This window comes from Agathobaculum hominis (genome assembly GCF_014288055.1).
GTDB lineage: Bacteria > Bacillota > Clostridia > Oscillospirales > Butyricicoccaceae > Agathobaculum > Agathobaculum hominis.
Genome location: NZ_JACOPK010000009.1, coordinates 1 through 13,482, shown reverse-complemented (window position 1 = coordinate 13,482; position 13,482 = coordinate 1). Strand labels below are relative to the sequence as shown.

General features: G+C 49.5%; 17 protein-coding genes and 1 pseudogene. 6 read left to right on the top strand and 12 right to left on the bottom strand.

The window, feature by feature from the left end:
- Window positions 1–7 precede the first annotated feature (7 nt).
- The 6 genes from H8S02_RS09815 to H8S02_RS09790 all read right to left on the bottom strand — a co-directional run bounded on the left by H8S02_RS09815 (window position 8) and on the right by H8S02_RS09790 (window position 4,425).
- Window positions 8–787 (bottom strand): ABC transporter permease, encoded by a 780-nt coding sequence (locus H8S02_RS09815; RefSeq protein ID WP_186970367.1) that lies wholly within the window; start codon window positions 785–787, stop codon window positions 8–10.
- Window positions 788–789: 2 nt separating this feature from the next.
- Window positions 790–1,575 (bottom strand): ABC transporter permease, encoded by a 786-nt coding sequence (locus H8S02_RS09810; RefSeq protein WP_186970366.1) that lies wholly within the window; start codon window positions 1,573–1,575, stop codon window positions 790–792.
- Complete coding sequence (locus tag H8S02_RS09805; RefSeq protein WP_007860248.1) at window positions 1,568–2,494, bottom strand: ABC transporter ATP-binding protein; 927 nt, start codon at window positions 2,492–2,494, stop codon at window positions 1,568–1,570. Before H8S02_RS09805 ends, H8S02_RS09810 begins: the two co-directional genes overlap by 8 nt.
- 134 nt (window positions 2,495–2,628) lie before the next feature.
- Window positions 2,629–3,546 (bottom strand): sensor histidine kinase, encoded by a 918-nt coding sequence (locus H8S02_RS09800; RefSeq protein WP_186970365.1) that lies wholly within the window; start codon window positions 3,544–3,546, stop codon window positions 2,629–2,631.
- A 5-nt stretch (window positions 3,547–3,551) separates the two neighbouring features.
- A complete protein-coding gene (locus tag H8S02_RS09795; protein ID WP_008705950.1) occupies window positions 3,552–4,244 on the bottom strand; it encodes a response regulator transcription factor in 693 nt (230 codons plus the stop codon).
- Entirely contained in the window at window positions 4,237–4,425 is a 189-nt protein-coding gene (locus tag H8S02_RS09790) for a helix-turn-helix domain-containing protein (RefSeq protein ID WP_024738628.1), read from the bottom strand. Before H8S02_RS09790 ends, H8S02_RS09795 begins: the two co-directional genes overlap by 8 nt.
- A 147-nt stretch (window positions 4,426–4,572) precedes the next feature.
- Between H8S02_RS09790 and H8S02_RS09785 the strand changes: the two genes are divergently transcribed.
- Window positions 4,573–4,938, top strand: a complete 366-nt coding sequence (locus H8S02_RS09785) for a helix-turn-helix transcriptional regulator (protein ID WP_173762803.1) — start codon at window positions 4,573–4,575, stop codon at window positions 4,936–4,938.
- A 169-nt stretch (window positions 4,939–5,107) separates the two neighbouring features.
- Here the strand turns inward: H8S02_RS09785 and H8S02_RS09780 are convergent, their stop codons facing one another.
- From H8S02_RS09780 to H8S02_RS09760, 5 genes are all read right to left on the bottom strand, one after another.
- A complete protein-coding gene (locus tag H8S02_RS09780) occupies window positions 5,108–6,523 on the bottom strand; it encodes a relaxase/mobilization nuclease domain-containing protein (protein ID WP_008401432.1) in 1,416 nt (471 codons plus the stop codon).
- Window positions 6,524–6,602: 79 nt separating this feature from the next.
- A complete protein-coding gene (locus H8S02_RS09775) occupies window positions 6,603–6,893 on the bottom strand; it encodes a CD1845 family protein (RefSeq protein ID WP_118564839.1) in 291 nt (96 codons plus the stop codon).
- 175 nt (window positions 6,894–7,068) lie between these two features.
- Window positions 7,069–7,410, bottom strand: a complete 342-nt coding sequence (locus H8S02_RS09770) for a plasmid mobilization protein (RefSeq protein WP_186970364.1) — start codon at window positions 7,408–7,410, stop codon at window positions 7,069–7,071.
- Complete coding sequence (locus H8S02_RS09765; protein ID WP_003500078.1) at window positions 7,410–7,592, bottom strand: DUF4316 domain-containing protein; 183 nt, start codon at window positions 7,590–7,592, stop codon at window positions 7,410–7,412. Before H8S02_RS09765 ends, H8S02_RS09770 begins: the two co-directional genes overlap by 1 nt.
- 12 nt (window positions 7,593–7,604) lie before the next feature.
- Window positions 7,605–8,096 carry a defense against restriction DarA-related protein gene (locus H8S02_RS09760; RefSeq protein WP_456236875.1) on the bottom strand — a complete coding sequence of 164 codons (492 nt, stop codon included), beginning with the start codon at window positions 8,094–8,096 and terminating at the stop codon, window positions 7,605–7,607.
- An 83-nt stretch (window positions 8,097–8,179) separates the two neighbouring features.
- On the opposite strand from H8S02_RS09760, the gene H8S02_RS09755 reads away from it, so the two are divergent.
- On the top strand, window positions 8,180–9,259 hold the full coding sequence (locus H8S02_RS09755; RefSeq protein WP_407926404.1) for a MobA/MobL family protein: 1,080 nt from the start codon (window positions 8,180–8,182) through the stop codon (window positions 9,257–9,259).
- A 68-nt stretch (window positions 9,260–9,327) separates the two neighbouring features.
- Here H8S02_RS09755 and H8S02_RS09750 read toward each other — a convergent pair whose 3' ends face one another.
- On the bottom strand, window positions 9,328–9,867 hold the full coding sequence (locus H8S02_RS09750) for a DUF3795 domain-containing protein (RefSeq protein WP_112090066.1): 540 nt from the start codon (window positions 9,865–9,867) through the stop codon (window positions 9,328–9,330).
- Window positions 9,868–9,956: 89 nt separating this feature from the next.
- Here H8S02_RS09750 and H8S02_RS09745 point away from each other — a divergent pair, with 89 nt between their 5' ends.
- From H8S02_RS09745 to H8S02_RS09730, 4 genes and pseudogenes are all read left to right on the top strand, one after another.
- Window positions 9,957–11,834 (top strand): AAA family ATPase, encoded by a 1,878-nt coding sequence (locus H8S02_RS09745; RefSeq protein ID WP_186970455.1) that lies wholly within the window; start codon window positions 9,957–9,959, stop codon window positions 11,832–11,834.
- 122 nt (window positions 11,835–11,956) lie between these two features.
- Window positions 11,957–12,157 carry a transposon-encoded TnpW family protein gene (locus H8S02_RS09740; RefSeq protein ID WP_186970363.1) on the top strand — a complete coding sequence of 67 codons (201 nt, stop codon included), beginning with the start codon at window positions 11,957–11,959 and terminating at the stop codon, window positions 12,155–12,157.
- 10 nt (window positions 12,158–12,167) lie between these two features.
- Window positions 12,168–12,866: pseudogene (locus tag H8S02_RS09735) on the top strand (DNA topoisomerase); the annotation flags it as partial.
- Window positions 12,853–13,332 (top strand): hypothetical protein, encoded by a 480-nt coding sequence (locus tag H8S02_RS09730; protein ID WP_186970362.1) that lies wholly within the window; start codon window positions 12,853–12,855, stop codon window positions 13,330–13,332. The pseudogene H8S02_RS09735 and the gene H8S02_RS09730, both read left to right, overlap by 14 nt.
- The last annotated feature ends 150 nt before the right edge of the window (window positions 13,333–13,482 follow it).

The window sequence follows — 13,482 nt, the reverse complement described above, 5'->3', positions numbered from 1 at the left end:
AAAATCATCACCAGCCTTTCTTTGGAGCTACCTTTTTGGCCCTTTTCTTTGTTTGGGTTGCTTCTCGTTCTTTCATGCACAAAATCAAGATGGCAGAAATAACGACAGCAAGCGCAAGACTGCAAGAACAGGTTCCGATATTCCAGTTGACTGCGGTATCATAGCTACGGTAGCCTACCATTCCAAGACTTGCGGTAATCGGATAAAGGTTTGCTAATGTCATATTTCCTGCGGCAAACATCCCTCCATATCCATAGACAAAAGCAATGATTACACCGACTAAAAAGCTGCCTGCCCTCCGACAAGTAAGAGCGATAATCGGCAGAACCGCAAGATATAAAAAGAAATTAACCGCAGTAATCTGCAAGGCTGCTTTTAGAGCTAAGGAAATCTCAAAGCCGGGAAATCCCACAATCATTTCTGCTATGATTGTAAACAGACTGCATATCAACCCGAAAATAATAGACAATACGCCGCACACAATCAATTTTCCGGTCAGCAGTTTCTTAAAAGAGATCGGCACAGTCAGAATATTTTTCAATGTGTCATCCGTCTGCTCACGAGAAATCATATATCCAGCAATTAGGCTGATACACATCGGAAAAATCATGGACATATTGTTTTTGATGACCTGTTCTGTAAGATAGGCAAAATCCCAAACGGAACCATCATTCGCCATAGAGGTAAACAAGGTCAGCAGGACGGATAGGAGCATGAGTGCAACGCCCGCCCAAAGGATATGATACCTTTTCAATTTATAAAATTCTGTTTTTACAATGCGAACCATGTTTATTCCCCCCTCTGCTTATATAATCTGTCAATCAGTAAGAACGAAACGAATGCCATGATCCCAAGAATGAATACAACTTGAAATGTTGAGGGAATTAGCCCTGTCATTTGCTCCAAGTCCATTTTTATTCCATGAGCCGCCATATCTCCCGCACTCCAAAATGTAGTCAGTGGCGTGGGCAGAAGCCATAACATAGTTTTAGGCAGTGTGTCAAACAATGCCGTAGCACTCATGTTCAGAACGCTGTAAAAGACACACAACAAAATGGAAAAAACATAGGTCTTACTGAAAAAGACAACAAGAACAATCAACGGGAGTGTTCCTGCCGTAATGAAAATTCCTGTTTCAACCGATAAAAACAATTTATAGCCTATTCCATAAACTTCTAATGTTCCAAATCCGCAAAGAATTGTTGCAATGGTAGAAGCCACACAAAAAACAATTCCAAAAAGAAAGAGGACAATAATCTTTGCAAGCACCATTTGCGTGCTGGTTACGGGAATTGTACGCAGATTTTTGAATGTATCGTTGTCGCGTTCCATAAAGAACAGGATAGCGGCAATCACTCCAATAATGCAGGGCAGTAAAAACTGGATACCATATCCCAACACCATGTTAAATAGTCCGTCAAAAGCATCTGCCCGATCTGTATATCGCTCCATCATAGAGGGCGTTGTCATCAGATAAGTCAGCGGGATTGGAAACAGGAAAGCAGCCAGAATAATAAGCGGAATAAATTTCTTCCGTTTCAATTTCAAAAATTCGCATTTGATTAGTTTAAGCAATTCCTTCTCCCCCTGTCACACGCTTGAAGTAATCTTCAAGACTTTCTTCACAAGTATGCGCCTCCGATACCTCCAATCCGTTTTCTACAAAGGCAGTTACAATTTTCCCCACAGGCAGATCAAGGTTGTGCAGGCGCAGATTGTGGTCGTCCTGTATGGAGAAATGGTTTTCATGGAAATTGCGTTCCAAAATTCTTGCCGCCTGTGCAGTATCAGAGAGCGTAAAACGGATATGCTTACTGCTTTTTTGCTCCAGCTCAGCAAGGCTTTCTTCTTCCAGCAACGCGCCGTGGTCGATAATTCCAATATCGTCAGCCAGCAAAGAAATCTCCGAAAGAATGTGACTGGAAATCAAAATAGTTTTTCCTCTTGCGTCGCAAAGCTCCCGAATAAAGGAGCGTACTTCTGCAATACCGATGGGATCGAGGCCGTTGATCGGCTCATCCAAAATCAAAAGCTCCGGATCGTGCATAACGGCAAGGGCGATGGCAAGCCGCTGCTTCATACCAAGAGAATACTGTGAAAAGAGCTTTTTATCTTTGTAGGGCAGTCCTACCAGATCCAGAGCATCTTTGATAGCATGATTGTTTGGTACGCCCCGCAGAGTAGCAAAGATACGCAGGTTCTCTGTGCCGGTCAGATTGGGATAAAAACCAGGGGACTCAATCAAACTGCCAATGCGGGGCAGCAACTTCTTTTCATTTCCTTGCAAAGACTTTCCCCAGATTTTGACCTCACCGGAAGTAGGCTTCGTTAAACCCAACAGCATTTTCATGGTAGTGGTTTTTCCGGCTCCGTTTCTACCCAACAGACCATAAATTCTCCCACGCTTGACATGGATATTTAAGTCAGCCACACTCTTTTGTGAGCCGTATTGCTTCGTCAGATTTTTTGTTTCAATGATATAATTTGTATCCATATTCAAAACCTCCTGTTCTGTAAGGTATTCTATCATGCCAACCTTGCATTAACCTTGCCGCAACCTTGCATTAACCTTGCAATTTGAAATCCAGTAAAATGACAAAGGCTCCCGCCATAAAGACGGGAACCCGCTTAACTCTCCAAAGGAAAAAGCAACATAAATTCAGTTCCTTTTCCCGGTACACTTTCAACTGTTATACTTCCCCCCATCTTTTCTACAAGCTGATGGACAATAGAAAGACCAAGACCGCTTCCTTTTTCAGACCGTCCTTTGTCACACTTATAGAGCCGTTCAAAAATGTGTTTCAAATCTTCCTTCTCAATTCCCACTCCATTATCCGCCAGCAGCAGCTCCATGTTATTTTCCTTCTTTGACAGGGCAATTTTGATTTTGTCTGCATGGCTGTGAGCGATTACATTTTGAATGAGATTATTGACAATCCTCATATAGCTGTCCATATCCAATCTTACCCGGACAGGATGTTCGGGAATATCAATGTCATAATCAACCTGTTTATCCTCAAAAATCGGTATCCAGTCAATGAGGATATTTCTTGTCAGCTCTGCGGCCTCAACACTCTGGATCTCCAAAGCAAACTCGTTAGAATTTAACTTGAACCAGTCAAATAGTACATCAATATATTCTTTTAGATCATGGGCTTTCCGGCGGGCGGTTTCAATATAATCATCCCGGTCTTTTCCTGTGACCAGTCCTTTGTGTGCAGCGTCAAGATACCCAATCAGAGTAGTAAGGGGCGTTCGCACATCATGGGAAAGGCTCGTCATAAGCTGGCGGTTGGTTTCTTCTGTCTGCCGTACAGTTGAAAGTCTGCTTTCATAGGCCACAACGATCTCATTGATTTCATAGGCAAGAGGTGCTGTCAGTTCATTTGTTGCAGATAGAATACGCCGGTTGCCATTTCCGTTTTTCACATCAACCAGCACATCGGTCATTTCTGCTATTTGTTTTTTTACACGCCGAACGAGAACGATGGAAGTCAATACAGCCACAACAGCAATCACAATGGACAAGAATACGATAATTTCCATGCTGACTACACCTCCTTATTAAACCGGTAGCCAATCCCTTTGACCGTTTGTATATACTTTGGGCTTGAAGGATTGACTTCTAATTTTTTACGAAGCCGACTGATAATCGCCATAATGTTACTGTCATCATAGAAATATTCTTCGCCCCAAACTTCCTCATAAATCTGCTGTTTGGTCAAAATTTTCCCTTGATGTTTTGCACAGTACAGGAGCAAATCAAATTCCTTTGGGGGCAGTTCAAAAGTGCCGTTTGATGTAGTAACAGAACGATTTTCAAGATCAATCTGCAATCCGTCAAAATTTAGCTTTTGTATGGCTCCAGCTTGCTGATTAAAGCGAGTGTAGCGGCGAATAAGAGACGCAATACGGGCAATCAGTTCATCCATATCAAACGGTTTTGTAAGATAATCGTCCGCTCCGGCCCGTAAGCCCCGTACTTTAGAAATGCTGTCATTTTTAGATGTGAACATCAAAATCGGCAGACTGTTCTCTTTGCGGATTTCTTCCAGCGTTTCAAAGCCATCCATACCAGGCATCATCACATCCAGCACCACAAGCTGATACTCCTGCTCTCTTAATTTTTGTAAGCCCTCTTTTCCGGTATTACAAAAATCAGCTTCTATGTTTTCTGCTTGTACGCTACGTTTAATCAAAGCGCACAGTTCTCTGTCATCATCTATAATCAGGATTTTATTCATGGTGCAACCCCTTCCCTTGTTTTGTCCTTCCGTCAATCGGCTTTTCTGCGTTCTTTGGGATCAGCCAAACACCAGCCATCTTCACAGCGCCGGGGATACGCCCACCAGCACAATAATAATTTACCCTACGAGGTGTCACGCCCCACTTTTCGGCGGCCTCTTTCAATGTCATATAGTCCATTTCGCACCTCCACAGAGTACATTATAGTTCTTTATCTCGAATAGTACAAGTTGGAGGCTGCATATTGATGAAATGAAATACTACTTTATGTAAAATTCCATTACATTCTCATAATCCAACCCGAAATGTACAATGATATAGGGTGATATGAGAATGAACCAAAATGAAAGAAGGTTTGACTTTCACGGCCTCGGGGCGGCTCTCAAACGGGCCAGAGAAGAAAAGGGCTGGACACAAGCCTATGTTGCGGAATTAGTAGACCGTGACTCCCGTACCATTATGAATATTGAGAACAAAGGTCAGTATCCCAGCTTCGACCTTTTTGTTAAACTCATTACCATGTTTGACGTTTCAGTTGACCAGTTTATTCATGCGGACGGAGGGGCAAGGTCAAGCTCTTGCAGAAAGCATATTGATGTGCTTCTAAACTCCATGAATGAAAAAGAGCTTGTCGTGATAGAAGCCACAGCCGAGGGCATTAAGAAAGCCAGAGAAACGGAGGTTCCAGAATAAGGGCCTCTGTTTTTTTGCGCCATTTTAGGGACTGCCGCTAAGTGGCAAGCAATGCCTCTGTGGCCACAAGTGGCACAAAGGCGGCTTGTTGGGGCTCGCCCCAAACCCGTATCTTCGGGCCAACATGGCCCGAAGTGTCAGCGTCGCTTTGCTCCTTATTTTCATAACCTTAACGCTCCTTTTCCTGCTTTCTTCCCGGCTCGGTGTAGCCCATCAGAGTGTCAATGTTCGCCTTGATCGTGACGATCTCCTGCATATCCCGTCGTGCCTTCTGGTATTCTCCATAGAGCTGTTTTTTCTTTGCTGTGAGCTTGCGGCCTTCCTCCTTCAGCACATCCATTTTAGGGAGCTTCGCCCCGCCCAGCAGAGAGCGCATTTCCGCTTGTGCAGCCCGGTACAGTTCAAGGTCGGCCTCATGCTCCGCAAGGAATTTCCGGCTGTACTTCGTCGCCTTATACTGCTCAAAGACTGGGCGGGTTTTGGCATACTGAACCGTTGCGGCCTTTAGCCCGGCATTGGTTTTCATGGCCTGCTCCGTCTGCTTGACCTGTTCGGAAATAACATGGAAACGGTCTGCCGCCTCGGTGGCTTTCTTCGCCAACTGCTCATAATCGGTCAGGTTATTGTCCTGTATATAGGCAAGAGCGGCGGCCATCTGCTTAATGTTAAATACCTTCGCCCAGCGTTCATATCCCGGCCCCTTACCGGCAGCCAGCTTTGCTTGAATATCCACCGCCAGACTGATTTTCCGCTCCGAGCGCCCGGGGCGTTTTTCTTTGCCCTCAATGGCGGACAGAACATCTTGCAAGTCGTAGCCGTCCCCCAGCGTGGAGGCACGCAGACGGGTGAAGCGTTCCTGTCCCTGCCCGGTCAGCCGGAAGCTGATACCGCCGCCCCGAACCGTCTTGACCTCATACCCGGCCCGCTTCATCAAATTGAGAAATTCGTCCAAATCAGCGGGGCGTTCCGCCAACGCAGTATCAATGGCAAGGCGCAGCCTGTCCTGATAGGAAAGCGGCCCTTTCCGGTCTTTCTGCCACTCTCCATAGTTCCGATACTTGCCCTTGCTCCGGGGCTTCGGGTTCTCCACGATGGATAGCCCGTTTTCAAGGCACAGCCTGTCAGAGAGCCGCCGAAGGGCGAAGCTGGAGCCCCAAAAATTTCGGAATTTCCGGGTGCAGTCAAGGGTGGTGGAGTTGTAATAAATGTGACAATGGATGTGCTGCTTATCGGTGTGCGTGGTAACGATAAAAGCGTGCCGCCCCTTTGTCCAGCGCATAGCCAGCTCATAGCCGATACGGTTCGCCTCCTTCGGGGTGATCTCGCCCGGATAGAAGGATTGTCGTATCTGATAGCACAGCACATTATTTTCTTTCTTCTGTTCCCGGCCCGTCATAGCGGCATAGCTGGCCTTTGCCAAAAGGAACTCGTCCGCCACGGTGGCCGGATCACATTCATAAGCGGAGATATACTTTCCGCTTTCTGTTTTCTCCGGGTCCTTGCCATAGTCCAGACAATCCCGGATAGCCTCAGCAATCGTTTCGCCTTCGCCCGCATGGCGCTGTAACAAAGTTGTGGTAGCCAAAAATCATTCCTCCTTTCCATGAGAAAGGGGCGGCCCATTCAGACCGCCCCGACTTCGGGCCAGTATGGCCCGAGGCTGCTTAACTTGCCAGAAACCGGTACAGAGCGGATTTGCCTCCGTCCAGCGCCCAAAGAAGGGAGCCCGCCGCCGCTTGCAGTCCATACGGCGAAAGAAGGAAGGCAAGAAACAGAAATACAATCCCGCCTATGGGCGTCGGCGTGAAAAAGAGAGCGACACCCAGCACCGCCAGGATTACAGAGGCAATCGTCAGCAGGACGGCACAAATCTCAAACAGAAACACCAGCAGAGCCGCCAGAAGGGACAACGCTAAAGCAAAGGGAGCAACCAATATTTTCAGCAGTATCTTCATCTTCAAAACCTCCTTTATCTATCCTTCCTACCTCTATTTTATCATGCCTGCCCGGGGACATAAATGTTGCGAAAGATTAGTAAATCCTGTCCCAAACCTTCTGGTCATACTGGCCCGAAGTGGTAAAAAAAGAGCAGGGCGGCAAGCCCCGCAACGGAAGCCTGCCGCCCTCGTCTTACTTTGCCACCAGCTCGGAGAGCTCCCGCAACACCTTTGACACCTCGCTCCACAGTTTTTCATAGTCCCGCTTCAATCCGTCGATTTCCTCCGGGTACACACCATAGGTATGTGCGTGTACGGCGACCTGATTGAGATTGTTGGAACAGCGCCGTTGCAGAGAGATCAGCTCTTTTACGGGCGTAAGGTCGATGTGCAGGATATACCCGTTCAGAGCCATTTTCCGTACATAAGCCCCGGCGTTGGAAATGCCTGCCTCGGTCATCCGCTCATGGATGGCCGCCAGCTCGTCCGGCGTTACCATAACGTGCAGATGGACATTCCGCTTGCGGTTCTCCATCAGCGTTCCAGCTCCCGGCCTTTCCGGCGCTCTTTGGGCTCCTTTACCTTGTCCAGCGGCTTTGCGTCCAGCTCCGGGGGCGTGGGTGGGATGGGCGTATTGTTGGGTACGCCGTCGATCATGTTGCAGTTCTGCTCCGTGGAGAGCTCGGCGGTTTTCAGATAGTTGTCTTTTTCGTGCATGACGATCCTCCTTTATCGTTCCTCATGGTTTTTATGGTTTCGCTTCTGGCCGGGTTCCTTCGGGGGTTCTTGCCCTCTGGTTTCATCTTTGAGCCAGGCAGTAATGGATGGGCGCACCCGGTCAGGATTGCCCGGTGCTGGTTTCAGCTCATAATCCTCCATCTGCTTTTCGGTCAGCGGCTTTGCGTAGGTCAGTTCGCCCCATGCCATCAGCCTGCCGTCTGCCACAGGACGCCGCCTGTCATCATCGTAGTTGACGATGGAAAGAGGCTGGTTATCCGGCGGCTTCGGGTAAGTTCCTATGTCCACGGGCCGCTGGGTGGAATAATAGCGGTAAACGCCCTCCGGTCCCAGCTCGGTATGCTTGACCGCCGCATGGTAAAGCTGCTGATAGTTGTCCACCCGGCGGTCAAAGTCCCTCTGCGCCCACGCCTGACTGGTTCCATAGCGACCCCAGTAGTAATCCCGATGGCCGTTTTCCCCCTCGGTAAACTGCCAGGTCACAAAGGGGCTCGGCGCTCCCGGATTATGCCCCAGCGCAAAGCCGTGTCCGGTTTCAAAGGTGGCAGCTTTCAAAATCACATACCATGCGCCCCCTTGACGAGCGCGGCGCGTGGGCGGCGAAGTCAAAAAAGGAATATGACCTTGATGAAAACGGCGAGCGTATCCGCTTGCCAAGCGGCAGATATAAGACGCACAAAGTTGACCTCACGGGCTGGAACAGCCAAGAGAACGCGCTTGTTTGGCGCAAGGCATGGGCTGATATTTCAAACTACTATCTTGAGCGTGCCGGAAGCCCGGAGCGTATCGACCACCGCAGCAACGCCGAGAGAGGAATTGACGAGATACCCACCGTCCACATGGGCGTGGCGGCTTGCCAGATGGAGAAGAAAGGTATCGCCACCGAGAAAGGCGAACTGAACCGCAATATCCAAAAGGCAAACCGCCTTATCCGGGAAATCCGGGCGCAGATTGGGAAGCTCAAAGAATGGATTGCCGACCTATTCAAAGCGCGGGAAAACGCCCCGGAGCAGACGCAACAATCTCCCAACCTTGCAAATCTGCTGATGAAATATTTGAGCGTTCAGAGAGAAAAGAGCCGGAAATATTCACAGAGTTGGCAACGGCAGCACGCAGCCGATGAACTGAAAACCATAGCGGCAGCGGTCAACTATCTTTCCGAGCGTGGTATCTCTAATCTTGACGAGCTGGACGCTTCTCTTTCCTCTGTCAGTGATAGAGCCTATTCAATCCGGGAGGGAATGAAAACCGCCGAGCAGCGCATGAAAGAACTGCAAAAACTCTTGGAGCACGGCAGAAATTATCAGACCTACAAGCCCATACAGGACGAGTATCGGCAAATCCGCTGGAAAGGAAAACAGGAGAAGTTTGCGGAAGCCCACCGCGCCGAGCTGACCCTATGGAACGCAGCAAGCCGCTATCTCCATGCAAATCTGACGGATACAAAGACGCTGCCTATCTCCAAATGGAAACAGGAATACGCCGACCTCAAAGAGCAAAGAGATACTGACTACACCAAACTGAAAGCTACCCGCGCCGAAGTTGCCGAGCTTCAGAAGATACGCAAGTGCGTTGATATTGCACTGAAAGCCGAGCAGCCGGAGCAGACACAGAACCGCGCCAAGCGGCACGAACAGGAGCGATAAAGAAAAGGACGGGCAAGCTGCTTTGCCTGTCCGTCCTAAATGCTTTCTGATAAACTGAAATTTACAAACTACTTTTTAACAAGTTTTAGCTCTATATTTCTTCTATCAGCAATTTTTTGAAGTATATCAACTATATATGAACATTGTTCTTTGACGGACAAGACAGACAATTCATCATTTTGTTGTATTTGTTTCATAGCTTCTTGTAATTCTGAAAGCTCTAATAAATTGACTGCTACACAGAAGAAATTTTTTCTGCGACCGTCATTATAGTTAGCAAGTAAATGAGAAAGAATTTGCATTTTTTCCCGTTGTTGAAGATTATACTGTTCAACACCAATGTCCTGTATCATTTTCAAGTCTGCTTTTTGGCGTTTATGAGTTATAAAAGAATCATATTTATCAATATACCGATATTTTTCACATGGATAACTTTCACATTCATAACAATATTCAATTTTACCATGTTCAAGGCTACACTTAGCAATTCCGCACGATTGATTACCATTCCCGCAACCGCCACAGTGCTTTCCTAAAAACATAGGGCATAACCCACAATTCAATCCGCAAAGGGAAAATAATTGATTTTTTCGCTCAAATCCTTTCATATTATCAGTTCCTTATAAATTCAAGTTTGTTAGCTTTATTTTACTTCAAAACTATGAACAATTCAACCACAGAAAGAGAGGTATCAACTATGTATTACACCCAAGAACAAATAGACCGCGCCAACCAAGCCGACCTTGTTTCTTTTCTGCAAGGACAGGGCGAGCAGCTTACCCGCGCCGGACAGGAATACCGATGGAAACGGCACGACAGCCTGACCGTCCGGGGAAACAAATGGTATCGCCACAGCCAAAGCAAAGGCGGCGGCCCCGTTGATTTTGTCATGGAGTTTTACGGAAAGAGCTTTACCGAAGCCGTTGAAATGCTGACAGGAGAAAAAGGCGCAGCCCCGCCGCCGGATAGACCAAGCCCCGCGTTCCTATCCGACTTCCGGCTACCGCCCCCAAACAGCGACAATAGAACAGCGAGGAACTACCTCACAGCCGCCCGCCGCATTGATGAAGATGTGACGGGCTTTTTCTTTTCCACCGGGGATATTTACGAGGAAGCCGCCCACCATAACGCCGTATTCGTAGGGCGGGACGAGGACGGAGTACCACGCTACGCCCACCAGCGCGGCACAGCCGGGAGCTTCCGGCTTGATGTGAAAGGCAGCGACAAAGCCTTTAACTTCTGCTACCGGGGCGAAGGCGAAAGGCTTTTCGTTTTTGAAGCCCCCGTTGACCTGCTCTCTTTCCTCTGCCTGTTCAAAAAAGAATGGCAGAAGCAAAGCTATCTGGCGTTGGGCGGCGTTGGCGAAAAAGCCCTGCTGCGTTTCCTCTCTGACCGTCCGAACATCAAGACCGTTTACCTCTGCCTTGACAGCGACCAAGCCGGAAGCGACGCTTGCAGCCGCCTTGCGGAGCTTGTGCCGGAGGGCTTGACCGTCCACCGCCTTGTGCCGCTTTACAAGGACTGGAACGAGGTATTGCAGCACCGGGCAGAAATCACAGACGGGAAGTATATCCGGGAAGCGATTTACGGCTTGAAAGAGCCGCCGCAGGAAGAAACCGTTGAGATTATCCGCATGAGCGAGGTGGACACACAGACCGTTGAATGGCTATGGGAGCCGTATATCCCCTTTGGGAAAGTAACCATTGTGCAAGGCAATCCCGGCGAGGGCAAGACCACTTTTGCCCTACGCCTTGCCGCCGCCTGCACCACCGGGGGAACGCTGCCGGGAATGAAGCCCTTGCCGCCATTCCAAGTGATTTACCAGACCGCCGAGGACGGGCTGGGCGATACCGTCAAGCCCCGCTTGATGGAAGCAGAAGCCGACCTTGACCGGGTGCTTGTGATTGATGAAGCCAAACGGGAGCTTACCCTGTCCGATGAGCGCATAGAAAAGGCAATCACGCAGAACGGGGCGCGGCTGATTATCCTTGACCCCATACAGGCGTACATGGGTGAAAAAACCGACATGAACCGGGCAAACGAAGTGCGCCCCATGTTCCGCCGCCTTGCCGATGTTGCCGAGCGTACCGGGTGCGCCGTTATCCTTATCGGACATCTCAACAAAGCTGCCGGAGGGCAGAGCGCATACCGGGGCTTAGGTTCTATCGACTTCCGCGCCGCAGCAAGGAGCGTCCTGCTGATCGGGCGCGTGAAGCGAGAACCGAATGTGCGCGTTATCGTCCATGACAAATCTTCCCTTGCGCCGGAGGGCAAGCCCGTTGCCTTTTGCCTTGACCCGGAAACGGGCTTTTCGTGGATAGGCGAATATGATATAACCGCCGACGAGCTGCTGTCCGGCGCGGGCGGCAACACCGCCACCAAGACCGAACAGGCGGAACGGCTGATACTGGATTTACTGGCAGGCGGTAAAGAGCTTGCCAGCGAGGACATAGAGAAAGCCGCCACAGAAGCGGGCATATCCGCCCGTACCGTCCGGGCGGCAAAGAGAAACCTTGACGGGCGCATTACCTCAAAGCGCATTGGCGCGGCATGGTATCACGCTCTTAAAAAGTGAAACGGCAAAATCCAAGTGGCAAAACCCAGATACCTTGCCACTTTGCCACTTCGCCACTTCAACCTCAAAACCACCGCCCCATGTATGACCGCATGGGGCTTTTCTCATGGAAAGGAGAGCCTATGAACAACGACACCAGCAACCGCAGCACCCTCGCAACCGCTTCCCCTCTGACCGTAAAGGAAGACGCGCCACCTGTAATGATAAAGAAAATCGGAAAGACCACCTACCGCGTCAAAATCCATTTCAGTGAAACGAGCAAAGAAACCATGAGCGACAAAATCAAGCGTCTGATTTTGAATGACAGCGAAAAAAGTTCTTAAACACCCTTGACAAAACGTATCAGAAGATACCCTTCTGTCCGCTATGGAGAACGCGGGCAAGGACGATATCCCCGACGAGGCAGAGCGAAAAGGTCTTGGCACGCCTGCGACCAGGGCGGCTATCATCGAAAAGCTGGTGGCAGCCGGATTTGTGGAGCGCAAGGGCAAGAGCCTGATCCCCACAAAAGCCGGTATCAACCTTGTCACGGTCCTGCCGGAGCCGCTGACCTCTCCCATGCTTACCGCAGAATGGGAACAGAAATTGACGGAGATCGCAAAGGGCAATGCTGACCCGGATACCTTCATGGACGGTATCCGCACGATGATCCAGGAGATTGTGTCCACCTATTCCTGCATTTCCGAGGATGGCAAAAAGCTGTTTGCCCCGGAGAAGGAAGTGATCGGTACCTGCCCCCGCTGCGGCCAGCCGGTTTATGAGGGCAAGAAGAACTTTGCGTGTTCGGATCGGTCCTGCGGTTTCGTCCTCTGGAAAAATGACCGCTTCTGGACGAGCCGCAAGAAGGAGCTGACAAAGAAGATGGCAACGGACCTTCTGAAAAAGGGACGTACCAATGTCAAAGGAATGTGGTCTGAAAAGAAACAGGCTGCTTATGACGCTGCGGTGATCCTGGATGACACAGGCGGCAAGTATATCAATTTCAAGCTGGAATTTCCGAAAAGAAAGGAAGGTGTCAATGGCAGAAAATAAGACTTTAGAACATTTACCCGAAGTGAGGGCGGCGGTGGCTGCCCTCTCCCCGGAGGACCGGGAGTTGCTGGCGGCGGTGCAGGCCTCGCCCTTCAAGCTGACAGCGCCGGAGCAGTTCAAGGAGTTTGCGGCCAACATCGACTATTTCGTATTTGAGCCCAATATCCACGATCTGAACGATCTGGGGTGGCGGTATCTGGCACAGCACATGGATATGCTGCTGCCCCCAGAACTTCTGAAAGCAATCGACCCTGTTCCGTTTGGCAAGTACGCCATGCAGGAGGAACAGGGCCATTTTTCGGAACACGGATATATTTCTCTTTCCGGCGACGAGTGGGTGCATGAACGCCCTGCGGAGCCGGAGAAAAAGCCTTCCATCCGGGAACGGCTGGAACAGGGCAAGAAGGAATGTGCGGAGAAATGCAAGGCGCAGCCCCATAAAGAAAAATCTGCGCCGGAACTGTAAGTCCAATGGTACGAAGTCAAGTAGATGATGCAAAAAAATTTGAAGAAAAACAGTGCAACTACACCGTACCGGCCGTAAAAAGGCAACACCTACCCAAGCCCTGCCTCTTCCAATTTTGAAACAGGGCCTGTTCATCAGAGCGGCAGGCGG

Excerpts from the sequence above, each read along its gene's own strand:
- H8S02_RS09815 (WP_186970367.1), bottom strand. The coding sequence starts at position 787 with ATGGTTCGCATTGTAAAAACAGAATTTTATAAATTGAAAAGGTATCAT.
- H8S02_RS09805 (WP_007860248.1), bottom strand. The coding sequence starts at position 2,494 with ATGGATACAAATTATATCATTGAAACAAAAAATCTGACGAAGCAATAC.
- H8S02_RS09800 (WP_186970365.1), bottom strand. The coding sequence starts at position 3,546 with ATGGAAATTATCGTATTCTTGTCCATTGTGATTGCTGTTGTGGCTGTA.
- H8S02_RS09795 (WP_008705950.1), bottom strand. The coding sequence starts at position 4,244 with ATGAATAAAATCCTGATTATAGATGATGACAGAGAACTGTGCGCTTTG.
- H8S02_RS09790 (WP_024738628.1), bottom strand. The coding sequence starts at position 4,425 with ATGGACTATATGACATTGAAAGAGGCCGCCGAAAAGTGGGGCGTGACA.
- H8S02_RS09785 (WP_173762803.1), top strand. The coding sequence starts at position 4,573 with ATGAGAATGAACCAAAATGAAAGAAGGTTTGACTTTCACGGCCTCGGG.
- H8S02_RS09775 (WP_118564839.1), bottom strand. The coding sequence starts at position 6,893 with ATGAAGATACTGCTGAAAATATTGGTTGCTCCCTTTGCTTTAGCGTTG.
- H8S02_RS09770 (WP_186970364.1), bottom strand. The coding sequence starts at position 7,410 with ATGGAGAACCGCAAGCGGAATGTCCATCTGCACGTTATGGTAACGCCG.
- H8S02_RS09765 (WP_003500078.1), bottom strand. The coding sequence starts at position 7,592 with ATGCACGAAAAAGACAACTATCTGAAAACCGCCGAGCTCTCCACGGAG.
- H8S02_RS09755 (WP_407926404.1), top strand. The coding sequence starts at position 8,180 with ATGCGCCCCCTTGACGAGCGCGGCGCGTGGGCGGCGAAGTCAAAAAAG.
- H8S02_RS09750 (WP_112090066.1), bottom strand. The coding sequence starts at position 9,867 with ATGAAAGGATTTGAGCGAAAAAATCAATTATTTTCCCTTTGCGGATTG.
- H8S02_RS09745 (WP_186970455.1), top strand. The coding sequence starts at position 9,957 with ATGTATTACACCCAAGAACAAATAGACCGCGCCAACCAAGCCGACCTT.
- H8S02_RS09740 (WP_186970363.1), top strand. The coding sequence starts at position 11,957 with ATGAACAACGACACCAGCAACCGCAGCACCCTCGCAACCGCTTCCCCT.
- H8S02_RS09730 (WP_186970362.1), top strand. The coding sequence starts at position 12,853 with ATGGCAGAAAATAAGACTTTAGAACATTTACCCGAAGTGAGGGCGGCG.